The sequence below is a fragment of the Aeromonas bivalvium genome (assembly GCF_046078285.1).
GTDB lineage: Bacteria > Pseudomonadota > Gammaproteobacteria > Enterobacterales > Aeromonadaceae > Aeromonas > Aeromonas bivalvium.
The window spans coordinates 588,713-611,203 of sequence record NZ_JBGXBV010000001.1 but is presented as its reverse complement, the minus strand read 5'-3'; the positions used below and the strand labels follow the sequence as shown (position 1 = coordinate 611,203).

Annotated in this window: 19 protein-coding genes; 10 read left to right on the top strand and 9 right to left on the bottom strand. The window is 62.4% G+C overall.

Annotation, left to right across the window (positions count from 1 at the left end):
- Nucleotides 1-34: 34 nt before the first annotated feature.
- Both ACEUCR_RS02725 and aat read right to left on the bottom strand, forming a co-directional pair.
- Nucleotides 35-751 carry an arginyltransferase gene (locus ACEUCR_RS02725; RefSeq protein ID WP_041994218.1) on the bottom strand — a complete coding sequence of 239 codons (717 nt, stop codon included), beginning with the start codon at nt 749-751 and terminating at the stop codon, nt 35-37.
- The gene (gene aat / locus ACEUCR_RS02720) at nt 748-1,455 is read right to left on the bottom strand and encodes a leucyl/phenylalanyl-tRNA--protein transferase (protein ID WP_111874654.1); all 708 of its coding nucleotides are present in this window, start codon (nt 1,453-1,455) and stop codon (nt 748-750) included. Before aat ends, ACEUCR_RS02725 begins: the two co-directional genes overlap by 4 nt.
- Before the next feature lie 20 nt (nt 1,456-1,475).
- Between aat and ACEUCR_RS02715 the strand changes: the two genes are divergently transcribed.
- The gene (locus ACEUCR_RS02715) at nt 1,476-1,946 is read left to right on the top strand and encodes a glycine zipper 2TM domain-containing protein (RefSeq protein WP_408787885.1); all 471 of its coding nucleotides are present in this window, start codon (nt 1,476-1,478) and stop codon (nt 1,944-1,946) included.
- A 459-nt stretch (nt 1,947-2,405) separates the two neighbouring features.
- Here the strand turns inward: ACEUCR_RS02715 and trxB are convergent, their stop codons facing one another.
- Nucleotides 2,406-3,356 carry a thioredoxin-disulfide reductase gene (trxB, locus tag ACEUCR_RS02710; RefSeq protein WP_111874652.1) on the bottom strand — a complete coding sequence of 317 codons (951 nt, stop codon included), beginning with the start codon at nt 3,354-3,356 and terminating at the stop codon, nt 2,406-2,408.
- Nucleotides 3,357-4,426: 1,070 nt separating this feature from the next.
- Between trxB and lrp the strand changes: the two genes are divergently transcribed.
- The 8 genes from lrp (at nt 4,427) to purF (ending at nt 15,173) form a co-directional block, all read left to right on the top strand.
- Nucleotides 4,427-4,918 carry a leucine-responsive transcriptional regulator Lrp gene (lrp, locus tag ACEUCR_RS02705; RefSeq protein ID WP_005300047.1) on the top strand — a complete coding sequence of 164 codons (492 nt, stop codon included), beginning with the start codon at nt 4,427-4,429 and terminating at the stop codon, nt 4,916-4,918.
- A gap of 191 nt (nt 4,919-5,109) precedes the next feature.
- Nucleotides 5,110-7,608, top strand: a complete 2,499-nt coding sequence (locus tag ACEUCR_RS02700) for a DNA translocase FtsK (protein WP_408787882.1) — start codon at nt 5,110-5,112, stop codon at nt 7,606-7,608.
- A 55-nt stretch (nt 7,609-7,663) separates the two neighbouring features.
- On the top strand, nt 7,664-8,272 hold the full coding sequence (gene lolA / locus ACEUCR_RS02695) for an outer membrane lipoprotein chaperone LolA (protein ID WP_041994200.1): 609 nt from the start codon (nt 7,664-7,666) through the stop codon (nt 8,270-8,272).
- 70 nt (nt 8,273-8,342) lie between these two features.
- On the top strand, nt 8,343-9,686 hold the full coding sequence (locus tag ACEUCR_RS02690) for a replication-associated recombination protein A (protein ID WP_408787878.1): 1,344 nt from the start codon (nt 8,343-8,345) through the stop codon (nt 9,684-9,686).
- Nucleotides 9,687-9,898: 212 nt separating this feature from the next.
- A complete protein-coding gene (gene serS / locus ACEUCR_RS02685) occupies nt 9,899-11,194 on the top strand; it encodes a serine--tRNA ligase (RefSeq protein ID WP_111874650.1) in 1,296 nt (431 codons plus the stop codon).
- Between the two features lie 234 nt (nt 11,195-11,428).
- The gene (locus ACEUCR_RS02680; RefSeq protein ID WP_111874649.1) at nt 11,429-13,018 is read left to right on the top strand and encodes an AbgT family transporter; all 1,590 of its coding nucleotides are present in this window, start codon (nt 11,429-11,431) and stop codon (nt 13,016-13,018) included.
- Between the two features lie 124 nt (nt 13,019-13,142).
- Nucleotides 13,143-13,634 carry a CvpA family protein gene (locus ACEUCR_RS02675; protein ID WP_041994188.1) on the top strand — a complete coding sequence of 164 codons (492 nt, stop codon included), beginning with the start codon at nt 13,143-13,145 and terminating at the stop codon, nt 13,632-13,634.
- Between the two features lie 18 nt (nt 13,635-13,652).
- Nucleotides 13,653-15,173, top strand: coding sequence for an amidophosphoribosyltransferase (gene purF, locus ACEUCR_RS02670; protein ID WP_041994185.1), 1,521 nt, complete (start codon nt 13,653-13,655; stop codon nt 15,171-15,173).
- Between the two features lie 79 nt (nt 15,174-15,252).
- Here the strand turns inward: purF and ACEUCR_RS02665 are convergent, their stop codons facing one another.
- Nucleotides 15,253-15,852: a Yip1 family protein gene (locus tag ACEUCR_RS02665; protein ID WP_041994182.1), complete on the bottom strand. Its 600-nt coding sequence runs from the start codon at nt 15,850-15,852 to the stop codon at nt 15,253-15,255.
- A gap of 152 nt (nt 15,853-16,004) precedes the next feature.
- On the opposite strand from ACEUCR_RS02665, the gene miaE reads away from it, so the two are divergent.
- Nucleotides 16,005-16,772 carry a tRNA isopentenyl-2-thiomethyl-A-37 hydroxylase MiaE gene (gene miaE, locus ACEUCR_RS02660; RefSeq protein WP_041994181.1) on the top strand — a complete coding sequence of 256 codons (768 nt, stop codon included), beginning with the start codon at nt 16,005-16,007 and terminating at the stop codon, nt 16,770-16,772.
- Nucleotides 16,773-16,905: 133 nt separating this feature from the next.
- Here miaE and ACEUCR_RS02655 read toward each other — a convergent pair whose 3' ends face one another.
- From ACEUCR_RS02655 to sapA, 5 genes are all read right to left on the bottom strand, one after another.
- On the bottom strand, nt 16,906-17,706 hold the full coding sequence (locus tag ACEUCR_RS02655) for a peptide ABC transporter ATP-binding protein (protein WP_162625831.1): 801 nt from the start codon (nt 17,704-17,706) through the stop codon (nt 16,906-16,908).
- A 96-nt stretch (nt 17,707-17,802) separates the two neighbouring features.
- Entirely contained in the window at nt 17,803-18,801 is a 999-nt protein-coding gene (locus ACEUCR_RS02650) for a peptide ABC transporter ATP-binding protein (protein ID WP_041994178.1), read from the bottom strand.
- 82 nt (nt 18,802-18,883) lie between these two features.
- On the bottom strand, nt 18,884-19,777 hold the full coding sequence (locus ACEUCR_RS02645) for an ABC transporter permease subunit (RefSeq protein WP_041994175.1): 894 nt from the start codon (nt 19,775-19,777) through the stop codon (nt 18,884-18,886).
- Between the two features lie 35 nt (nt 19,778-19,812).
- A complete protein-coding gene (locus tag ACEUCR_RS02640; RefSeq protein WP_041994172.1) occupies nt 19,813-20,772 on the bottom strand; it encodes an ABC transporter permease in 960 nt (319 codons plus the stop codon).
- Between the two features lie 81 nt (nt 20,773-20,853).
- Nucleotides 20,854-22,449 carry an ABC transporter substrate-binding protein SapA gene (gene sapA, locus ACEUCR_RS02635; RefSeq protein ID WP_162625835.1) on the bottom strand — a complete coding sequence of 532 codons (1,596 nt, stop codon included), beginning with the start codon at nt 22,447-22,449 and terminating at the stop codon, nt 20,854-20,856.
- Nucleotides 22,450-22,491: the final 42 nt, after the last annotated feature.

Sequence of the window (22,491 nt, the reverse complement as noted above, 5' to 3'; positions counted from 1 at the left end):
TGGATCATGCCGGATTTAAGCCAATGTGTAAAGTTTACTCGGGCCTGGTGACGATATTTTTCCATTCACCCTGGATGAGACGCTCATGGGGAAGGAAGCGGCTCTTGTATTTCATCTTGCGGCATTTTTCCACTTGGTACCCCAGGTAGAGCCAGTGGCGCCCGGTTCTACGCCCCAGATCCAGTTGACTCAGGATGGCAAAAGTACCGAGGGAGCGATCGGCAAATTCGGGATCGAAGAAGGTGTACATGGCGCTCAGGGAGTGGGGCAGGAGATCGGTGACGGCGACCCCGATCAGGCGGTTGTCCAGACGAATCTCCAGGTAGAGGGGTGGCATCCAGTCGCAATGCAGGAACCCCTTGTATTGGCTGCGGCTGGGAGGATACATGCTGCCATCCCGGTGACGCTGGCGGATATAGCGCTCGTACAGCTGGTAATACTCGGGCTTGTCGTCATAGCTCAGCACCAGGTTGAGATCCTGATTCTGTTGCGAGATTCGTTTCTGGCTGCGGCTGGGGACAAACTGCTCGCTGTGGATGCGTAGCGACTGGCAGGCACTGCAACTGGGGCAATGGGGGCGATAGATGTCGTTGCCGCTGCGCCGAAAACCGGCGGTGAGCAGGCGCTCGTAGCCATTGGCGTTGAGCAGTTCATTATCCATCAGCACCAGCAACTGCTCCTGCTGATGTTCGAGATAGCTGCAGGCATGCTTGGGGGTCAGGCCGACCTTGAGGATCACTTCTTCTGTCATAGGTTGATGAACCTCGCTTGCCAGCACCCCTCACGGAGCGCTTGTTGTCGCAGCGTCGCCAGTGCCGAGAGGAAGTGGCTGCGAGGCCACTCCTCAATGCCCAGCGTGGCCAGGAAGTGGTTTTGCATCTGGCAGTCGATGAGGGCGCCATCATGGCACTCGAAATGACGACACAGTGCCCACATGGCGACTTTGGCGCCGTTGTCGATCCGGCTGAACATGGATTCACCGCAGAAGAGACGCCCGACGGCGATGCCGTAGAGGCCAGCTTGCAGTTGACCATCTTGCCACACCTCCACCGAGTGGGCGTGGCCCAGGCGGTGGAGTGTCTGATAGGCGGCGATCATCTCATCGCTTATCCAGGTGCCACTGGCGCCGGGCCTGGGGGCGGCGCAGGCCGTGATCACCTCATTAAAGGCACGATTGATGGAAATATCGAAGGTGTGGCGGCGTAAAAATTTCTGCAGACTGCGACCGACATGCAGGCGTGATGGGATCAGGACCCCGCGGGGATCCGGTGACCACCAGAGCAGGGCCTGATGGGGTTCATTCCAAGGGAAGATCCCGTTGTGATAAGCTGCGAGCAGACGGGGAGCGGACAGATCCCCCCCGATCGCCAGCAGGCCGTTGGGCTCATCCAGCGCGTGTTTGGGGTGGGGGAACCGGTTCGGCTCATCATCCAGTTGGGTCAGGTAGCAAGACATAGCATCGAGGGGTTTCGTAGATGAAGGCCATTATCCTGATAGTATCCAGCCTGCTGTGCTTTGTCACGGCGCAGACCGGTGCCGAGGTGTACCAGCGCAATACGGCGCGGCCGGTCAACCAGGTGGTATTTGGCCAGGTGGAGACGATGCGCAACATCACCCAGCGCCAGGTGATCGAGTCGGCGCAGTCGGGCTGGAAGACATTGGGCGGTGCCTTGATCGGCGGCCTGATTGGCAACCAGTTTGGCGGCGGTCATGGTCGGGAGATTGCCACCGCAGTGGGGGCGTTGGCGGGCGCCGGGGCCGCGCAATATTACCAGTCCGGCGGCGAAGTGGTTGAAAACAAGCTGGTGGAGCTGCTCATTCGCAGCGATCAGGGGGCGCTGGTCAATGTGATCCAGGATTTTGACTCGGCCATGGTCTTCGCCCAGGGGGACAAGGTGCGGATCCTCTATTTTGATGACGGTGTGCGGGTCGACAAGACCTACTGACGGGGCAAGCAGAGAGAGACAGGCAGGCTGTGAGGGAAGAATTACCCGGCTGCCGCCGCAAGGGGTGACGGGCTGCACTACACGACATGGCTGTGGGAAGGGCCTTCAGATGGTGGCTGGCTCTGCACAGCAGCTCTTCTGCTTCAAAGAGCGGTTGAGAAAGTGATTGTCCCCGCTGTCTGAGGCAGGCTAGAGAGGCCGTGCTTGTTCGATACCGGGATGACGATGATGGGAGTTGCTGCTTTCGGTCGCGAGGTGCGCGGATCAGCCAGTGCCAGCACTTCGATCCCCTGGTTGAGGTAGAGGCGATGCGCCGGAGCGACGGTATCTTGCAGGGTGTGGAACCTGCATCACATAGTCCATCACCCGACCTCCAGCCAGGCCACCTGCTTCTCTTCGCTTTATCGGACTTCCAAGAAAAAGGGCATGCCAATTGGCATGCCCTTTATCACCTCGCGCTTATTGGGCGTCGAGGAAACGTTCGGCATCCAGAGCGGCCATGCAGCCTGTCCCGGCCGAGGTGATGGCCTGACGGTAGACATGGTCGGCCACGTCGCCGGCGGCAAAGACCCCCTCGATGCTGGTCTGGGTGGCGAAGCCTTGCAGGCCGCCACGCACCTGGAGATAACCGTTCTCCATGGCCAGCTGGCCTTCGAAGATCTGGGTGTTCGGCTGATGGCCGATGGCGATGAAGACCCCCATCAGCGGCAGTTCGGAGGTACTCTCGTCCCGGGTGCTGCGCAGGCGAACCCCGGTGACACCCATGTCGTCACCCAGCACTTCGTCCAGGGTCTGGTGGGTGTGCAGCACGATATTGCCGCTCTCAACCTTGTCGTTGAGGCGCTTGATCAGGATCTTCTCGGCGCGGAACTCGTCGCGGCGGTGGATCAGATGTACCTTCTTGGCGATGTTGGCCAGGTAAAGCGCCTCTTCCACGGCGGTGTTGCCGCCGCCGACCACGGCCACTTCCTGGTTGCGATAGAAGAAGCCGTCGCAGGTGGCGCAGGCGGAGACGCCGCGGCCCTTGAACGCCTCTTCCGAGGGCAGCCCCAGGTACTTGGCGGAAGCGCCGGTGGCGATGATCAGGGCATCGCAGCTGTATTCACCACTGTCACCCTTGAGGCGGAACGGACGCTGGGTCAGGGAGACCTCATTGATATGATCGAACAAGATGCGGGTCTCGAACTTCTCCGCGTGCTCCTTCATGCGCTCCATCAGTGCCGGACCGGTCAGCCCTTCCGGATCACCCGGCCAGTTCTCCACTTCCGTGGTGGTGGTCAGCTGGCCACCCTGTTGCATGCCGGTGATGAGCAGTGGATTGAGGTTGGCACGGGCGGCGTAGACGGCGGCCGTGTAGCCCGCGGGGCCTGAACCCAGGATCAGCAATTTGCTGTGAATGACTTCGCTCATGGTGTGATTTCCGAGAGGTAATGAGTTTGCGCGATTGTAGGGAATTCGTGATCCGGGGTCAAAGGGCGGCGTGCCGATTGTCCCAATCGCCCGGACGGCATCCTTGCCGACTCGGTTGCCCTCGGGCTCTCGCACTGCCGGGAAGAGGGGAGGGGCGGGTTCAAGATCAGGGAGTTGCCCCTCTTATGGCGCAATGGAAATGGGGCCGCCTGTCAACGGGTGGGGGCCGCTCGTCTGTGTCCCTGCTTGGCGGTATCGCCATGGCCTGCGCCGTGCGAGGGGAATGAAGCGTGACCATATGGCGGCGCACTCATTGGGGCTTCCCTTGGCCGCCCTGAGCTGTGCCATGGGATTGTACCCTGGCGCTGATCCGGGCACGGATGACAACTCCTGGCGCAGTGCCGCCCGGGCTGGCAAGGCGCCTGCCGACGCAGTGGCCAGAGACGGTTTGCGGGGCCTCGATACTCAGGCCATGGGGCCTGGGGCGTGCCAGCCAGCATATTGCTCTTTGATGAGGGGCTGGCCGGTGGATGGCCATTTGCATAGACATGCGCGCGGCTTCGGGTGAGGGAGTCCCGCAGGGCGAGGCCACCCCGATGACAGATCCCTGCCTCTGACCCGAGGGTGATGGCGCCGCCGCCGGCCTCTGGGGCCCAAGGTCGGGTGGGCGAACGGTGCGGCATGGTGCCTTTCATTGCCCGATCATGGTTGCCCCTAAGGATGGCGAAAACATAGGCAGAGAAGGCCGGGATCGCGCCAGCGACAGCGTGATAATCTGCGCCGATGAAGCCTGCAGGGCTTCCCGACCCGCTTTGGGCGAAAACGGTATGGTTTCATGCTGTCAGTTCACGTACACTGGCCACAACCATGCCTACGCGATATTCATGGTTTTTTATTTCTTCAGGTACACCGATAATCATGCTATCCCTCGTCTATTGATCGGTGTTTCATGTCGCCCTGATGTAGTGCGGCATTTGCACCTTCTTTATTCAGGCATTGACAGGATTTGTGACCATAATTATAAAATGACTGGTGATTCTTACCAAAAAATAGCCAAAGGATGGAATTAAATGATGGAAGCTAAGAGTCGGCTAAAGGATTTGGACAGGATTGACCGCAACATTCTGAATGAACTGCAAAAGGATGGCAGGATTTCGAACGTTGAGTTGTCCAAACGAGTTGGCCTGAGTCCCACACCGTGTCTGGAACGGGTTCGTCGCCTCGAGCGGCAAGGGTATATCGAAGGGTATGCCGCCATTCTGAACCCTCATTATCTGGACGCGTCTCTGCTGGTGTTTGTGGAAATTACCCTCAATCGTGGCGCCCCCGATGTGTTTGAGCAGTTCAACAAGGCTGTTCAGGTGCTCGAGGAGATCCAGGAGTGCCATCTGGTCTCCGGCGATTTCGACTATCTGCTCAAGACCCGCGTCAGCGACATGTCCGCCTATCGCCGCCTGCTGGGGGAAACCCTGCTGCGCCTGCCGGGTGTCAACGATACCCGCACCTATGTGGTGATGGAGGAAGTGAAACAGAGTAGTCGTCTGGTGATCAGCACCCGATAGAGTATTTTGTGCTGTGATGTAGCGAGCGATTGATGCATCATAAACGTCAGAAACGAGCGGCAGGTCCGCTCGTTTCTGCTTGTCGGACTTGTCGCGTCAATGGGCACGCAGGCTGACAAGCGATAGGATTTTCAGGGATACTGGGCCCCCTTGTCCCATGCGTTACCATGTTTTCAGAAAGGAGCCGGAGTTTGGCCGAGAAAAAGCTGTTTACTCCATTATCAGGCACCCAACGGATCTTCGAAGCCGTCTTGATCGCCATCACGCTGTTGGCCGCCTACCTCTTGCTTGCCCTGCTCACCTATCACCCTGCCGATCCCGGTTGGTCCCAGACCTCCTGGCAAGGGGAGGTGAAGAATCTGGCGGGCAGCGCCGGCGCCTGGATTGCCGATATCACCATGTTCACCTTCGGAGCTTTCTCCTATCTGGTGCCCCCCCTGATGGTGCTGCTGGGCTGGAGCCTGTTCTGGCGGCCGAGCCGGCTGCTGGACGTGGACTACCTGACCCTGTCGGTGCGCATCGTCGGCTTCCTGCTGACCGTACTTGGCATGTCGGCCATTGCCAGCATGAATTTCAACGACATGCAGAACTTCTCCGCCGGCGGCCTGGTCGGCGATGTGATCGCCTCCGCGGTGATCCCGCTGTTTGGCGGCGTGGGGGCCAACCTGATGCTGCTCTGCTTCGTGGCCACCGGCATCACCCTGTTTACCGGCTGGTCCTGGCTCACCATCGTCGAGCGGCTCGGCAGTGCCTGTACCGGCGCTGTTTCCGCGCTCTATCACCTGCCCACCACCCTTGGCAACTGGCTGAACGGTGGTTGGCGTCAGCCCCGTTTTGAGGGGCCGGACCCCTTGCTGGAAGGCAGCGCCGGCGCCCTGGCGCTGGAGGATGAGGAGGATGAGCCCCATGGCGGCTGGGTGCGCCGTACCAAGGCGTCCCGACCGGCGAAGGGGAGCAAGGCGGCCAAGTCCGATGACTGGCTCCCCGAGCTCGACGAGGATACCTTCCAGTTCGATCCCGATTTCGATGACGAGGACGATCGGCCGGCCCCGCCCAGGCGCGCCCCGCGTGCCCGCCAGCCCGTGGTCATGGCCAGGGAAGAGGAGATGGATCTGCCCTGGGCGGACAATGGGGACGAGGCGCCGAGTCCTGCCCCCGCCGCCCGCCCCGTCTCCCGGCGCACCGCCATGGCTGGCATGGCGCCGTTGCCGAGCCTGGAACTGCTCGATCGTCCCCCGGTCAAGACCCAGTCCATGAGCCCGGATGAGCTGGAGCGCATGGCGCGCCTGGTGGAGGCCAAGCTGGCGGACTACAACGTGCAGGCCAAGGTGGTCGGTGTCTATCCGGGCCCGGTCATCACCCGCTTCGAGCTGGATCTGGCTCCTGGCATGAAGGCGAGCAAGATAACCAACCTGTCGCGGGATCTCGCCCGTTCGCTGTCCGCCAGCAGTGTGCGGGTGGTAGAGGTGATCCCGGGCAAGACCTATGTCGGCATCGAGCTGCCCAACCGGGTGCGCCAGACCGTCTACCTGCGGGAGACCCTGGATTGCGAGGCCTTCTCGGCCAGCCACAATCCGCTCACCATGGGGCTGGGCCAGGACATCGCCGGGGAACCCGTGGTGGTGAACCTGGCCAAGATGCCGCACCTGCTGGTGGCCGGTACCACGGGCTCGGGCAAGTCGGTGGGGGTGAACACCATGATCATCTCCATGCTCTACAAATCCTCCCCCGAGGATCTGCGCTTCATCATGATCGACCCCAAGATGCTGGAACTCTCGGTCTACGAAGGGATCCCCCATCTGCTGACCGAGGTGGTCACCGACATGAAGGATGCCGCCAACGCCCTGCGCTGGTGCGTGGGCGAGATGGAGCGCCGCTACAAGCTGATGTCGGCGATCGGGGTGCGCAACCTCAAGGGGTACAACGACAAGGTGCTGGCCGCCATCGAGGCGGGGGATCCCCTGCTCGATCCGTTGTGGCGTCCGGGCGACTCCATGGATCAGATGCCGCCGGAGCTGGAAAAACTGCCCCACATAGTGGTGGTGGTGGACGAGTTTGCCGACATGATGATGATCGTCGGCAAGAAGGTGGAAGAGCTGATCGCCCGCATTGCCCAGAAGGCGCGGGCCGCCGGCATTCACCTCATCCTCGCCACCCAGCGTCCGTCGGTGGATGTCATTACCGGCCTCATCAAGGCCAACATCCCGACCCGGATCTCGTTCCAGGTGTCGAGCAAGATAGATTCCCGCACCATATTGGATCAGGGTGGCGCCGAATCCCTGCTCGGCATGGGGGACATGCTCTACATGCCGGCCGGCACCTCCAACCCGACCCGGGTCCACGGTGCCTTCGTCGATGACCACGAGGTGCACAAGGTGGTGGCGGACTGGAAACTGCGGGGCGAGCCGAACTACATCGACGAGATCCTCTCCGGCGAGTCGGAAGAGGGGGGCAGCGGTGGTGGCGACTACGGCGGCGGCGACGAGGAACTGGATCCCCTGTTCGACGAGGCGGTGGCCTTCGTGGTGGAATCCCGCCGTGGCTCCACCTCCAGCGTGCAGCGCAAGTTCAAGATAGGTTACAACCGGGCGGCCCGTCTCATCGAGCAGATGGAGAACCAGGGCATCGTCAGCAGCCCAGGCGGCAACGGCCAGCGCGACGTGCTGGCACCGCCCCCGGTGCGCGATTAACCGCAGTGGTATTCTGGCCATGCCCTCGGGGCGTGGCCTTTTAGCGAGAGACCCTATGAAAAAAACCTTACTGATGGGCACTGTGCTGCTCATCGCCAGCGGCCAGGCCTGGGCCGATGCGGCCAGCGATCTCAAGCAGAAGCTGGCGGCGGTCAATCTTTTTTCCGCCCGATTCCAGCAGACCGTCTATGACAGCAAGGGCAAGGAGCTGCAAAAAGCGAGCGGCGATCTGCTGGTGTCCCGGCCCAATCGTTTCAACTGGCATACCCAGCGCCCGGACGAGAGCCTGATCGTGGCGGACGGCAAGGACGTCTGGATCTATGATCCCTTCGTCGAGCAGGTCACCGCCCTCAAGCTGCAGGACGCCGTGGTCAATACCCCCTTCATCCTGATCGCCAGCGGCGATGACAAGTACTGGAAGCACTACGACGTGGTGCGCCAGGGCAATGTGTTCACCGTCACCAGCCGCAATCAGGATGAGCTGATCGCCTCCTTTCGGGTCAGCTTCGATCGGCAGGACAACATAGATCGCTTCGACGTGAAAGAGGCCCAGGGGCAGTGGAGCGAATTCACTCTCACCAGCTTCAACCGCAAGCCGGCGCTCAAGGGGAGCGAGTTCGTGTTCAAGATGCCCAAGGGGGCCCAGCTGGACGACCAACGCTGATGGGCCGCCTGGCAGCGGATTCCTCGTCAGGCCGCCCCGGGTGGGCGGTCGCCATACCCCAGAGCGGTCGATGCAGATGAGCAACTTGTCCCTGGATTTCTCGTCGGACTTTCGTCCGCTGGCGGCCCGGATGCGGCCGCAAACCCTGGAGCAGTACATAGGCCAGCAGCATATCCTGGGGCCCGACAAACCCCTGCGCAAGGCTGTCCTGGCGGGGCACTGCCACTCCATGATCCTGTGGGGGCCGCCCGGCACCGGCAAGACCACGCTGGCCGAGCTGATGGCCCACTACTGCCAGGCAGAGGTGGAGCGACTCTCGGCGGTCACCTCCGGCATCAAGGAGATCCGCGCCGCCATCGACAAGGCCAAAGAGAACAGCTGGCGCGGGGTGCGCACCATCCTCTTCGTCGATGAGGTGCACCGCTTCAACAAGAGCCAGCAGGACGTGTTTCTGCCCCATATCGAAGACGGCACCATCACCTTCATCGGCGCCACCACAGAGAACCCCTCGTTCGAGCTCAACAACGCACTGCTCTCCCGGGCCCGGGTCTATCTGCTCAAGCGGCTGGAGGAGAGCGACATCCTCGCCATGATCGATCAGGCGATGACCGACCCCCGCGGTCTCAATGACCCCAGCCTCACCTTTGCCCCCGGGGTGAAGGAGGCGCTGGCCAAAGCCGTGGATGGGGACGGGCGCAAATCCCTCAACTACCTGGAGCTGCTGGCCGACATGGCCGAGGCCAATGGGGCAGGGGAGAAGGTGATCGACAGCGCCCTGCTCGCCGCCGTGGTGGGGGAGCACGTGGCGCGCTTCGATAAGGGGGGGGATCACTTCTACGACCTCATCTCGGCGGTGCACAAGTCCATCCGTGGCTCGGCGCCGGATGCGGCCCTCTACTGGTATGCCCGCATGGTGAGTGCCGGTTGCGATCCCCTCTACATCGCCCGCCGCCTGCTGGCCATTGCCTCGGAAGACGTGGGCAACGCCGATCCCCGTGCCATGCAGGTGGCGCTCTCGGCCTGGGACTGTTTCCACCGCGTCGGCCCGGCGGAAGGGGAGCGGGCCATCGCCCAGGCCATCGTCTACCTCGCCTGCGCCCCCAAGAGCAATGCGGTCTACACCGCCTGGAAGGCGGCGCTTCACGACGCCAAGAACCTGCCGGACTTCGAGGTGCCGCCGCACCTGCGCAATGCCCCCACCAGGCTGATGAGCGAGCTGGGTTACGGCGCCGAGTACCGTTACGCCCATGACGAGGAGGGGGCTTATGCCGCCGGGGAGGAGTATTTCCCCACCGAGCTGGCCGGGAGGCGTTACTACCAGCCGACCGAGCGTGGCCTTGAGAAGCAGATAGCGCAAAAACTCGCGTATTTGCAGGGGCTGGATCGACAGAGCCCCCGTAAACGGCACAAATAGTCCCTGTTCGGGCGGGGGGGCGGTCTGATACACTGCCTCCCTGGCCCCGCTTGTCTCGGTCTTGCGCCATCTTCTTGATTTCTTGGGCCGATGTCGATGCCCGATGGTGAAGACGATAGGGGTGCGCCAACCGATGTTCACTCCCGGATCTGTGTTTTTGCCCCATCATGATGACCCGGGCCCAGATCCCATTTTAAAAAAGTAGGTAAACCATGCTGGATCCCAAATATCTGCGCGGCGAGATTGACGACGCTGCCGCTCGTCTGGCGACACGTGGCTACGTCCTGGACGTAGCGGCGGTCAATGCTCTGGAAGAGAAGCGCAAGGATCTGCAGTCCCGTACCCAGGAGCTGCAGGCCGAGCGCAACGCCCGCTCCAAGTCCATCGGCGAGGCTGCGCGTCGGGGTGAAGACGTGGCGCCGCTCAAGGCCGAGGTGACCAAGATCAACGACGAGCTGGAAACCAGCAAGGTCGAGCTCGAGACGCTGTTGCGGGATATCAAGGAGATCGCCGACGGCATGCCGAACCTGCCGAGCGACACCACCCCGGTGGGCCGTGACGAGAACGACAACGTCGAAGTGCGCCGCTGGGGCACGCCGCGCGGGTTTGACTTCCAGGTGCGCGATCATGTGGATCTGGGTGAAGCCATCAAGGGGCTGGACTTCAAGAATGGCGTCAAGCTGTCCGGTTCGCGCTTCGTGGTGATGAAGGGCCAGATTGCCCGCCTGCACCGCGCCCTGGCGCAGTTCATGCTGGACTTGCACACCCAGCAGCACGGTTACACCGAGTGCTATGTGCCCTATCTGGTGAACCCGGACAGCCTCTATGGCACCACCCAGCTGCCGAAATTCTCCGAGGATCTGTTCAACACCGGCATCGTCTCCGACGCCGAAGAGGGCAGCAAGGAGCGCAAGCTCTCCCTGATCCCGACCTCGGAAGTGCCGCTGACCAACATGGCTCGCGACGAGATCTTCGACGAGCAGGAACTGCCCATCAAGATGACGGCCCACAGCCCCTGCTTCCGCTCCGAGGCGGGCTCCTACGGTCGCGATACCAAGGGCCTCATCCGCATGCACCAGTTCGACAAGGTCGAGATGGTGCAGCTGGTTCACCCCGAGAAGTCCTGGGATGCCCTGGAAGAGATGGTGGGCCACGCCGAGAAGGTGCTGCAGCTGCTGGAACTGCCCTATCGCGTGATGGCGCTGTGCACCGGTGACATGGGCTTTGCCGCCGCCAAGACCTACGATCTGGAAGTGTGGCTGCCGGCCCAGGATACCTACCGCGAGATTTCGTCCGTCTCCAACTGCACCGACTTCCAGGCCCGCCGCATGCAGGCGCGGGTGCGCATCGACGGCAAGCCCCAGCTGATCCACACCCTCAACGGCTCTGGCCTGGCGGTGGGGCGCACCCTGGTGGCGGTCATCGAGAACTACCAGCAGGCCGATGGCCGCATCGCCATCCCCAAGGCGCTGCACTCCTACATGGGCGGTCTGACCCATATCGGCTGATTGGCCTCAATTGAATGTTAAAAGCCATGGCTCGCCATGGCTTTTTTGTTATTCCTATTCCCATTCATATTCCATTCAGTTAACTGACGGTAAAAGGCTCGCGGTCAATTCATCAGGGATTGGCTCGGTCCGGTGATCAGGGTGTGCACTCCGTCCTTGCTCAAGTTCATCAGAAACGCAGGCGCATCGGCTGCACCGGCCGACAGCATGTTTCAAATGGATAAGGAGTAATGAATGACGTCGAGGACGACACAGCTGGCACCCGCACGCCCAGGTCTGTTCAACCGCTTTCTCAGCGGTGTTGAGTGGCTCGGGAACCTGCTGCCGCACCCCATCACCCTGTTTGCCCTGTTCTCCCTCACCCTGATCCTGGCCTCCGGCATCGCCGCCTGGTTCGGCGTCAGCGTGGTGGATCCGCGCCCGGAAGGGGCGCCCGGTCGCAGTGCGGACGGCATGATCACTGTGGTCAGCCTGCTCAGCGCCGAAGGTTTGCAACGGATCGTCTCCAACCTGGTGACCAACTTCACCGGCTTCGCCCCCCTGGGGACCGTGCTGGTGGCCCTGCTCGGGGTCGGCATTGCCGAACACTCGGGTCTGCTCAGTGCCGCCATGCGTGGCATGGTGATGAGCGCCTCCCGCCGCATGGTCACGCTGACCATCGTCTTTGCCGGGATCATGTCCAACACGGCGGCCGAGCTCGGCTACGTGGTGTTGATCCCGCTGGCTGCCATGATCTTCCACTCCCTGGGACGCCACCCTCTGGCGGGGCTGGCGGCAGCCTTTGCCGGCGTGTCCGGCGGCTACTCCGCCAACCTGCTGCTCGGAACCGTGGATCCTTTGCTCGCGGGCATCACCCAGATTGCCGCCCGCATCATAGATCCCGGCTATGTGGTTGGCCCCGAGGTGAACTGGTACTTTATGTTTGTCAGCACCTTCCTCATCACGGGTCTTGGCGCCTGGGTCACCGAGAAGATCGTCGAACCCAAGCTCGGCAAATATGATCCCAGCGAGGCGAGCGTGGTGCTGGATCAGCAGGCCGAGGCCCTGAGTGCCCGGGAGAAGCGCGGACTCTGGTCGGCCCTGGTGGCCGTGCTGGTGGTGAGCGGCCTGCTGGCCCTGACGGTGGTACCGGAGGATGGCATCCTGCGTCATCCCGAGACGGGGGCCATCGCGGGCTCTCCCTTCCTGCATGGCATCGTCGCCTTCATCTTCGTCTTCTTCGCCGTGCCGGGCTTCGTCTACGGCAAGGTGGTGGGCACCATGAAGAGCGACAAGGAGGTGATCCAGGCGATGTCCAGCAGCATGAGCACCATGGGCATGTACATAGTGCTGGTGTTCTTCGCCGCCCAGTTCGTGGCCTATTTCTCCTGGACCAACTTCGGCACCGTGTTTGCAGTCAAGGGGGCAGGGGCCCTGCAGGCCCTGGGCCTGACCGGCCCGGGTCTCTTCTTCGGCTTCATCTTGATGTGCGCCGTCATCAACCTGATGATAGGGTCGGCCTCGGCTCAGTGGGCCGTCACGGCGCCTATCTTCGTGCCCATGCTGATGCTGATTGGCTACTCTCCCGAGGTGATCCAGGCGGCGTACCGCATCGGTGATTCCGTGACCAACATCATCACCCCCATGATGAGCTACTTCGGCCTGATCCTGGCGGTGGCGGTGCGCTATCAGAAATCCCTCGGCATAGGGACGCTGATCGCCACCATGCTGCCCTATACCCTGGTGTTCCTGGTGGGCTGGAGCCTGCTGTTCTACTGCTGGGTGTTCGTGCTGGGCCTGCCGGTGGGCCCGGGGGCGGCCACCCTCTACCCGGTGGGAGGTTAAGGAAGAAGGGGCGCCAACTGGGCGCCCCTTCGTCTTTTGGCGGGGGAGGCGAGAAGTTTCCCAAGCAATTCGCAATCGTTTTTGTTAGACTTCGCCGCAATTTTGCAGGACACACGAACGACTCATGGTTTGGATTGATTATGCAATTCTGGGCATAGTGGCCCTCTCCGCACTGATAAGCCTGGTGCGTGGTTTCGTCAAGGAAGCCATGTCCCTCGTCACCTGGTTTGTTGCCTTCTTCATCGCCAGCAACTTCTACTCCGATCTCGCCGTCTTCTTCACCTCCATCACGGATCAACTGCTGCGCAATGGCCTGGCCATCGCCGCCTTGTTCGTGGCGACCCTGATCCTGGGGGCCATCGTCAACTATGTGGTGGGGGAGCTGGTCAGCAAGACGGGGCTCTCCGGCACGGATCGGGTGCTCGGCGTCTGTTTCGGCGCCCTGCGCGGGGCGCTCATCGTCAGCGCCCTGCTGTTTTTTATGGATACCTTCACCAGCCTGCCCCAGGCGGACTGGTGGACCGGGTCCCGGTTGATCCCCGAATTCGGGTTGGTCATCCAGTGGTTCTTTGATTTCATGCAGAACTCATCGAGTTTTCTTAAACAGGTACAGTGACTTCGAGGTAGCAAGGACATGTGTGGTATTGTCGGTATAGTTGGCACCACCCCCGTCAATCAGGCCCTCTACGACGCCTTGACGGTGTTGCAGCACAGGGGCCAGGACGCCGCCGGGATCGTGACCATTGACAGTGGGAACTTCCGGCAACGCAAGGCCAACGGCCTGGTGAAGGACGTGTTTGAAGTGCGTCACATGCAGCGACTGAAAGGGCATATCGGCATAGGTCATGTCAGATATCCCACCGCAGGCAGCTCCAGTGCCGCGGAAGCCCAGCCTTTTTACGTCAACTCCCCCTACGGCATGGTGCTGGCCCACAACGGCAACCTCACCAACGCCAAGGATCTGAAAGAGCAGCAGTTCAAGGTGGCCCGCCGCCACATCAACACCACCTCGGACTCCGAAGTGCTGCTGAACGTGCTGGCCCACGAGCTGGACCTGTGCGACAAGATGGCGCTGGGGCCGGAAGACATCTTCGCCGCGGTGCGCAAGACCCATCAGCAGGTCCGTGGTGCCTACGCCGTGGTCTCCCTGGTGATTGGCCACGGTCTCATCGGTTTTCGTGACCCCAACGGCATTCGCCCGCTGATCCTGGGTCGCCGGGTCGACGAGCAGGGCCAGCTGGAGTACATGCTCGCCTCCGAGAGCGTGGCCCTTGATGCCATCGGGTTCGAGACGGTGCGCGACGTCGCCCCGGGTGAGGCCATCTACATCACGGAGCAGGGCCAGCTCTTCTCCGAGCAGTGCAGCGATGCCCCCCAGATCAACCCCTGCATCTTCGAGTATGTCTACTTCGCCCGCCCGGACTCTTGCATCGACAAGGTCTCCGTCTATGCCGCCCGCCTCAACATGGGTCGCAAGCTGGGCAAGAAGATTGCCCGGGAATGGGACGATCTGGACGTGGATGTGGTCATCCCCATTCCGGAAACCTCCTGCGACGTGGCGCTGGAAATCGCCCATACCCTGGGGTTGCCGTACCGTCAGGGCTTCGTGAAGAACCGCTACATAGGTCGCACCTTCATCATGCCGGGCCAGACCCAGCGCAAGAAGTCGGTCCGCCGCAAGCTCAACGCCATCAGCTCGGAATTCAAGGGCAAGAAGGTGTTGCTGGTGGATGACTCCATCGTCCGTGGCACCACCTCGGAGCAGATCATCCAGATGGCACGGGAAGCCGGCGCCGCCAAGGTCTACTTCGCCTCCGCCGCCCCCGAGATCCGCTTCCCCAACGTCTACGGCATCGACATGCCCACCGCCAACGAGCTGATCGCTCACGGCCGTGAAGTGGAAGAGGTGTGCAAGCTCATCGGCGCCGATGGCCTGATTTTCCAGGATCTGGAAGATCTGGAAGAGGCGGTGCGCGAGCTCAACCCCGAACTGCGCCACTTCGAGACCTCGGTCTTCAATGGCAACTATGTGACCGCCGATGTGGATCAGGTCTACCTGGATCACCTCAATTCCCTGCGCAACGACGACAGCAAGGCGGTGCGTGAGTGGAATGAAGAGACCAACAACCTGGAAATTTTTAACGAAGGCAGTTAAACGTTTTACCGGTTGCGCCCGGCGCATGAATGAGAACGGAGGCCGATGGCCTCCGTTTTTTTATGGCTGTCCCGTCACACTAGCTGGTGAAGACGGGCCCCAGCCCCCAGTCCCAGACCAGTACCGTGCCTGCCATCAGGCAGACCAGCAGCACCAGACCGCAGGTCACCATGGAACTGGCGTAGATGAAGCCTTGCTCCTCCGGGATGTGCATCAGTATGGGGATGCCGGTGTAGAGCAGATAGATGGACCAGGCGAGGCCGAGCAGCCCCACCAGCATGATGAACCACATCACGGGATAGAGGGCGGCGAAGCCGGTCATGAACAGGGGGGTGGCGGTGTAGGCCGCCAGCTCCAGGGTCTGGGACATGTTGGGGTCGGCGCCGAAGGTGCGGGCCATCCACAGGGCCAGCACCGCCAGCAGGACGACGGCGACGATGAGGGCCAGATACATGGCGCTCGCCATCCAGATGCCGCTGCGCATGGTCAGCATGATGGGCTCGCCGTTCCCCACCTGCCAGCCCAGATGCACGGCCGAGAAGTAGCAGCAGAGGGCGGGGATCAGCGCCATCAGGGCGACATGGGTGAGGCTGTGACTAACGGTTTCCTGGTGGTCGTCTATGTCGTGCCACTCATCTTTCGGGTGGGCGTAGAGCCCCCATATGTGGTTCAGGATCATGGTATTTACCCCTAAATATGGCGAACCCCGGCTGGTTTGCCTTGCCATTAGTTATTGTTAATGATCGGTTAATCGTCAAGGCGGGGGCCGGACTCGAGTTCGCCGCCAAGATCCGGTAACATGGCGCCCCCATCCCGTTTCGAGGCCATTTGATGGACGCCCTGCTCGCGCCAGTTCGCCAATTTCTGCACTGTGAAACCCCGGATGAGTGGATTGCCGTGGCACGGGATCCCGCTCATCTGCCGACCCTGCTCATCGACCATGCCAACTGCGAGAACAAGGCCGCCCTGACGGCCCACAGCCTGGTGCGCCGTTACTGCCTGCCCAAGGGCAAGCGCCACCTGCTGCCCAAGCTTGATTTCTATCGCGAGCTCGATGCCTTGCCGGAGAAGGCGCAGATCCTGGGCAAGCGCACCATGGGGGAGGAGGAGCGGACAGTGTTCGAGGAGCTCGAGCGCAACGACTTGCTGGTGAAGATGGTGCGTCTCATCCAGGAGGAGCTGCACCATTTCGAGCAGGTGCTCGAGCTGATGGCGGCGCGGGGCATTCATTATGGCCCTGTCACCGCTTCCCGCTACGCACGGGGCCTGATGCAGCATGTGCGCCACCACGAGCCTGCCGCCGTGGTCGACAAGCTCATCATAGGGGCCTTCATCGAGGCGCGCTCCTGCGAGCGTTTCGCCAAGCTGGCCCCTCACCTGGACGAGGAGCTTGGCCGCTTCTATACCTCGCTGCTGCGCTCCGAGGCCCGTCACTATCAGGATTATCTGGCCCTGGCCGAGCAATACGCGGGGGAGAACATAGATGAGCGCATCGCCTTCTTCGGCGCCCTGGAGGCGGATCTCATCCGCTCTCCCGACTCGCAGTTCCGCTTTCACAGCGGCCTGCCTGTCAGACTTGACAGTGGTGCTGCCTGCTAGGCCCCTCTATGCTTGCAAAGGTTCCTTACGACGAGCGACACATGCAGTTTTGAGCGCAATTCCCGGCCACTGTGCCGGGATTTTTTTGGGGAAAAACTTGGAAGGGTTCGCCGCCCGCGGTGGGCGGCAGGGGTCAGCGGCGATATTCGTTGTTGTAGTTCTGGATAAGCTTCTTGGTCACCTCGTGCTGGGGATCGGCAAAGACCTTGAGGGTCTTGCCCCGCTCCACCACCTGGCCGTCGTGCATCACCAGCACCTCGTCGCTGATGTGGCTCACCACCCCGAGATCGTTGGCCACCAGCACATAGCTCAGGCCCATGGTCTCCTGCATCTCCAGCAGCAGGTTGATGATCTGGGAGCGCACCGAGATGTCCAGGGTCGAGAGGGCCTCATCGGCCACCACGATTTTGGGATTGAGGATCAGCGCCCGGGCCAGGGCGACCCGCTGCTGCTGCCCCGCCGACAACATCTGCGGATAGAAGAAGGCGTGATCCGCCAGCATGCCCACCATGCGCAGGGTCTGCATCACCTTCTCCTGGCGCTCCTCCTCGCTCATCTCGGTGTTCAGCCGCAGCGGTGTCTCCAGGATCTGGCCCACCCGTATCTTGCGGTTGAGGGAGGAGTTGGGGTCCTGGAAGATCATGCGCAGCAGCTTGCAGCGCGTCTGGTAATCCCCGTGGCGCATCAGCTGGCCCTCGATGTGGATCTCGCCACTGGAGGGTTCAATCATGCCCGCCAGGATCCGCGCTAGGGTGCTCTTGCCCGAGCCTGCCTCGCCGACGATGGCCAGGGTCTGGCCGACCTCGAGATCGAACGACAGCGGCTTGACGGCCTGCACGGCGCGGGAGCGAAACAGACCGGTCCGGTTCTGGTAGGTCTTGCTCAGCGACCTGACCTGGAGCAGTGAGGGGGGATGAGTGGGCTCAGTCAGCACGGCGATGACTCCGAAGTCGGCAATAAGGGCGGGGACAGGTTCCCCACCCTGGAGTAAAGGGGGGCAACCCGGGGGTAGTCAGATCATGATGGCCCGTCATTTCTTCGGCTCTTCCATGTTGAGGGGGAAGTGACAGCTGAACTGATGGCCCTTGACCTTGCTCATCAAGGGGGTCTGCACGCACAGCTTCTGGGCATGGGGGCAGCGCGGGCCCAGCCGGCAACCGATGGGCAGGTGCTGCAAGGGGGGAATGACCCCAGGCAGGGTCTCGAGCCGCGACTTGTGGTGCACCAGCTTGTCAAAATCGGGGATCGATTGCAGCAGGGCATGGGTATAGGGGTGGTGGGGAGAGGTGAGGATCTGCTCCCGGGTCCCCACCTCCACCATCTGACCGCAATACATGACGTTGATGTTGTCCGTCAGGTTGGCGATGGCGGCGATGTCATTGCTGATGATGAGGATGGTGGTGTTGCCCAGCTTGTTCATCTTGTCCAGCAGCCGCAGGATCTGGGACTGGGTGGTGGACTCCATGGCACTGGTGGGCTCGTCCGCCACCAGCAGGCGTGGCTGGTTGGCAATCGCCATGGCGATCATCACCTTCTGGCACATGCCGTCGGACAGCTCGTGGGGGTAGGCGCGCATCACCTTGCGGTGATCCTTGACGCCGACCCGGTGCAGCAGGGCGATGGCCTGCTTCTTGCGCCACTGGAAGCGCTGCCAGAACTTGCCCTTGAAGGCGCTGGTGGGGATGGCTTCCTCCAGCTGGGTGCCGATCACTTCGGACGGGTCGAGGCAGCTGGTGGGATCCTGGAAGATCATGGCGATCTCGCGGCCCATGATGCGCCGCCGCTCCCTCGGCTCCATGGTCAGCAGATCCATGTCATTGAACCGCATCCGATCGGCGCGCACCACCCAGTTGTCCTTCTGGATGCCGACGATCACCTTGGCCACCAGGCTCTTGCCAGAACCCGATTCCCCCACCAGGCCGCGGATCTCCCCCTCGCTCAGGGTGAGGCTCACCTTGTCCACCGCCCTCACCTTGCCCTGGGGGGTGTCTATCTCGATGGTGAGGTTGCGAATATCGAGCAGGGGCATCAGTGGTGCTCCTCATGGCGGCTCGCCGCCAGGCACGGGTTCCATGCCGGGGCGAGCGGGTGGGTATCGAGCAGGGACATCATCAGTCATTCCCCTCTTTGAGCGCTTCGCGGATCCCTTCCCCCACCAGGTTGGTGATGAGCACGCTGAACAGGATGGCCATGCCGGGCAGGGTCACTGTCCAGGGGGCGAGATAGATGAGATCGCTGGAATCGGCCAGCATGGCCCCCCATTCCGGCTGGGGTGACTGGGCGCCCAGCCCGAGAAAGCCCACTGCCGAAATGTCCAGAATGGCGGCGGAGAGGGTACGGGTGGTCTGGGCCACCAGGGTCTCGACTATGTTGGGCAGCACCGCCAGACGCATGATGCGCCAGGGGGGCGAGCCGTCGAGGCGGCTGGCGATGATGTACTCCTTCTGCATCTCGGTGTGCACCGCGTTGTAGGTGGCACGGATGAAAGGCGGTATCAAGGCGAGCGTGATGGCGATCAGGGTGTTGCCGAGGCCGGGCCCCAGGATGGCCACCATGATGATGGCCAGCAGCAGGGAGGGAATGGAGAGCAGGGTATCGAGCAGATGATGGAGCACGCTCGATTTGAGCCCCTTGCTCATGCCGGCCAGCATGCCGATCAGGGTGCCGACCACCATGGCGATCACCACCACCCCCAGGGCATAACCGAAGGTGAGTCGGGCGCCAATCACCAGCCGTGACAGTATGTCGCGCCCCAGATCGTCGGTGCCGAGGAAATAGTCGATGTTGCCGCTGCTGGCCCAGGAGGGGGCCAGCAGCAGGTGCTCGCTGTGTTGCTCATCCATGCCGTAGGGCACCAGCAGGGGCCCTATCAGGGTGAGCAGCAGCAGGGCGGCGAAACACCAGAGCCCGGCCATGGCCAGGGGGTTGCGCCGATAGGAGACCCAGGTCTGCGCCAGGGGCGAGAGGATCCTGAGCTCGGGGTAGAGGTTGGCTTTATCTTGCATGGGATAGGGCGCTCCAGCTCATGCCATGATCGCGTTCAGTCTTGTTTTGCATAGAGTTCCTTGCGCCGCGCCGGGTAGATGAGCGTGGTCAGCAGATCTGTGCTGACGCTGATGAAGATGACGAAACCGGCGACCACCAGGGTGGCTCCCCGGATGGCGGCATAATCCTGCAGGGCGATGCTGTTGATGAGCCAGCGGCCGATCCCGTGCCAGTCGAACACCACCTCGGTGATCATGGCGGAGGTGAGCACGCTGCCCAGCTGCAGTCCGAGCAGGGGCAGCACGGGGGGCAGGGCGTTTTTCAGGCCGTGGCGCCAGACGATCTGACGGCGGGAGAGGCCGCGGCTGGCGGCGGCCTTGATGTAGTTCTGCTTCATCACGTCGATGAGGGAGCTGCGCACGTGGCGGATCACCTCTGTGGTGGGCACCACGGCCAGCACCAGGGAGGGCAGTATCATGTGGCGCAGGGCGTCGTGCAGCGCCGCCTCGCGCCAGGGCGCCTGGCTCAGCAGCACATCGACCAGGGCCACCCCGGTAATAGACGGCACGTCATAGAGCAGGCTGAGCTGACCGGAGGCGGGCAGCCAGCCCAGATCCAGGGAGAAGAACATCACCATCAGCAGGGCCAGCCAGAACACGGGCACCGCATAACCGATGAGGCCGGCGGTCATGATGGAGAGATCCAGCCCGCGCCCCTGATAGAGGGCGGCCAGGGTGCCGAGGGGAATGCCCACCAGCAGGGAAATGGCGAACGCGGCGACGCACAGGCTCAGGGTGGCCGGGAAGTAGTGGTAGATCTCGTCGAGCACGGGGCGCCCAGAGACGCTGGAGACCCCCAGATCCCCGGCGAAGATGTGGCGCAGGAAGTCGGGGTAGCCCCCCCAGAAACCGGGCTGCTGACCGAGCAGGCGATAGTCGAGCAGGTAGGCGACCAGGGTCAGCGCCAGCAGGGTGATGAGCAGCAGATTGATGCGGCGCACTATGTAGAGCAGCATGCTAGACCCTCCGCCTGTGGATGATGATGGAGCATGCGAACCGGGGCGGGGAGCCCGGCGCGCGGCAAGAGAGGGCCATGGTCATTTCCTGTGCACCTGGTTGAACGAGGTGCCGCCAAAGGGCATCAACTCCAGCCCCAGCACATCCTTGCGGCTGGCCTGGATACGCAGGGCGTGGGCCAGGGGGATGAGCGGCAACTGCTCGTTGAGCATGCGCTGGGCGTAATAGTAGTTGCGCAGCCGAAACGAGAGCTGGCCGCTGCCTACCGCGTCATCGAGCAGCTGATCGAAGGCGGGGTTGCACCAGCGGCTGTCGTTGTTGCCCTGGGCCACGGCGTTGCAGCTGAGCAGCTGGCGAAAGAAGTTGTCCGGGTCGGCGTTGTCGGCCATCCAGCCCGACAGCAGGCTGTCGTAGTTTCCCCGGCGCAGGCGTTGCTCGATCACGGGATCCTCCTGCTGCACGATGCGCAGCCGTATGCCTACCTCCGCCAGATCGTTGCGGATAAGCTGGGCCGTCTTCAAGGCATCCGGGTTGTAGGGGCGCGAGCCCGGCCCCACCAGCACCTGCATGTCGAAGCCTTGCGGCAGGCCTGCCTCCTCCAGCAGGGTGCGGGCGCGGGCCAGATCCTGCTTGCGGACAGGGGAGCTGGGATCGTATCCCCAGGAGCGCGGCGGCAGCAAGCTGTTGGCGCCCTGGCCCGTGCCGAAATAGACCGCCTGCAACAGGTTGGGCACATTGATGGCACTGGCGATGGCCTGGCGCACCTGCACCTTGTTGAAGGGGGGCTTGCGGGTGTTGAGGGCCAGGAAGGCCACGTTCATGCCGGGCTGCACCGCCAGGGTGAGATCATCATGCTGCTGGATCACCGACAGCTGGCTGGCGGAGGGGTAGCTCATCACGTCGCACTCGCCGGTGAGCAGCTTGGCGAGGCGCTTGGAGGATTTGGGGGTGATGTCGTAGACCAGCTGCTCGAGGGGAGCCGGGCCCCGCCAGTAGCCGGGATGGCGCTCGAAGCGGATGAATTCGTTGTGGCGATAGGCCTTGAAGCGAAACGGTCCCGTGCCGATGGGACGACTGTCGAGCAGGGCCGGGGTCCCGGCGGCCAGCATGGCCTGGCCATATTCGGCGGAGAGCACCACGGCATAGTCGCTCGCCAGGGTGGCGAGGAAGGAGGCATCGGGGCGGTTGAGCTCGAATACCACCTGATGGGGGCCATTGGCGCGAACCTGGCGCAGCAGCTGATCCAGCCCGAGGCTGGAAAAATAGGGATACTGGCCGCCGGAGACGTGGTGATAGGGATGCAGGTTGTCGAGCAGTCGCTGCCAGGTGAAGACCACATCGTCGGCATTGAAGGGGCGGCTGGGGGAGAACCAGGCGGTGTGATGGAACAAGACATCCTGGCGCAGGTTCAGGGTATAGGTGAGCCCATCCTCGCTCACGGCCCAGTCGAGCGCCAGGCCACCGCGCAGGGTCAGGGTCGCGGGATCCGACTCCAGCAGCCGATCGTAGAGGGGGCGGGCGCTGGCATCCAGGGTTGCCCCGGAATTGGCCAGCTGGGGGTTGAAGGTCTGGGGGGCCCCTTCGCTACAGTAGATGAGCCCCGTCCTGGAGGCCTCCGTCTGTTTCTGGCACCCGCCGAGCAGCACGAGACTGGCGAGCAGCAGTGGTGTGAGCATTCTCATTATGAAACCATGTCGTTAGCAGGTTAGTGAAGCGGA

Bases quoted from the DNA above. Each gene is read 5' to 3' on its own strand.
- ACEUCR_RS02675 (WP_041994188.1), top strand. From the start codon at position 13,143: ATGGTTTGGATTGATTATGCAATTCTGGGCATAGTGGCCCTCTCCGCA.
- ACEUCR_RS02650 (WP_041994178.1), bottom strand. From the start codon at position 18,801: ATGCCCCTGCTCGATATTCGCAACCTCACCATCGAGATAGACACCCCC.
- lrp (WP_005300047.1), top strand. From the start codon at position 4,427: ATGATGGAAGCTAAGAGTCGGCTAAAGGATTTGGACAGGATTGACCGC.
- purF (WP_041994185.1), top strand. From the start codon at position 13,653: ATGTGTGGTATTGTCGGTATAGTTGGCACCACCCCCGTCAATCAGGCC.
- ACEUCR_RS02665 (WP_041994182.1), bottom strand. From the start codon at position 15,852: ATGATCCTGAACCACATATGGGGGCTCTACGCCCACCCGAAAGATGAG.
- ACEUCR_RS02640 (WP_041994172.1), bottom strand. From the start codon at position 20,772: ATGCTGCTCTACATAGTGCGCCGCATCAATCTGCTGCTCATCACCCTG.
- lolA (WP_041994200.1), top strand. From the start codon at position 7,664: ATGAAAAAAACCTTACTGATGGGCACTGTGCTGCTCATCGCCAGCGGC.
- aat (WP_111874654.1), bottom strand. From the start codon at position 1,455: ATGTCTTGCTACCTGACCCAACTGGATGATGAGCCGAACCGGTTCCCC.
- ACEUCR_RS02680 (WP_111874649.1), top strand. From the start codon at position 11,429: ATGACGTCGAGGACGACACAGCTGGCACCCGCACGCCCAGGTCTGTTC.
- serS (WP_111874650.1), top strand. From the start codon at position 9,899: ATGCTGGATCCCAAATATCTGCGCGGCGAGATTGACGACGCTGCCGCT.
- sapA (WP_162625835.1), bottom strand. From the start codon at position 22,449: ATGCTCACACCACTGCTGCTCGCCAGTCTCGTGCTGCTCGGCGGGTGC.
- miaE (WP_041994181.1), top strand. From the start codon at position 16,005: ATGGACGCCCTGCTCGCGCCAGTTCGCCAATTTCTGCACTGTGAAACC.
- ACEUCR_RS02715 (WP_408787885.1), top strand. From the start codon at position 1,476: ATGAAGGCCATTATCCTGATAGTATCCAGCCTGCTGTGCTTTGTCACG.
- ACEUCR_RS02645 (WP_041994175.1), bottom strand. From the start codon at position 19,777: ATGCAAGATAAAGCCAACCTCTACCCCGAGCTCAGGATCCTCTCGCCC.
- trxB (WP_111874652.1), bottom strand. From the start codon at position 3,356: ATGAGCGAAGTCATTCACAGCAAATTGCTGATCCTGGGTTCAGGCCCC.
- ACEUCR_RS02725 (WP_041994218.1), bottom strand. From the start codon at position 751: ATGACAGAAGAAGTGATCCTCAAGGTCGGCCTGACCCCCAAGCATGCC.
- ACEUCR_RS02690 (WP_408787878.1), top strand. From the start codon at position 8,343: ATGCAGATGAGCAACTTGTCCCTGGATTTCTCGTCGGACTTTCGTCCG.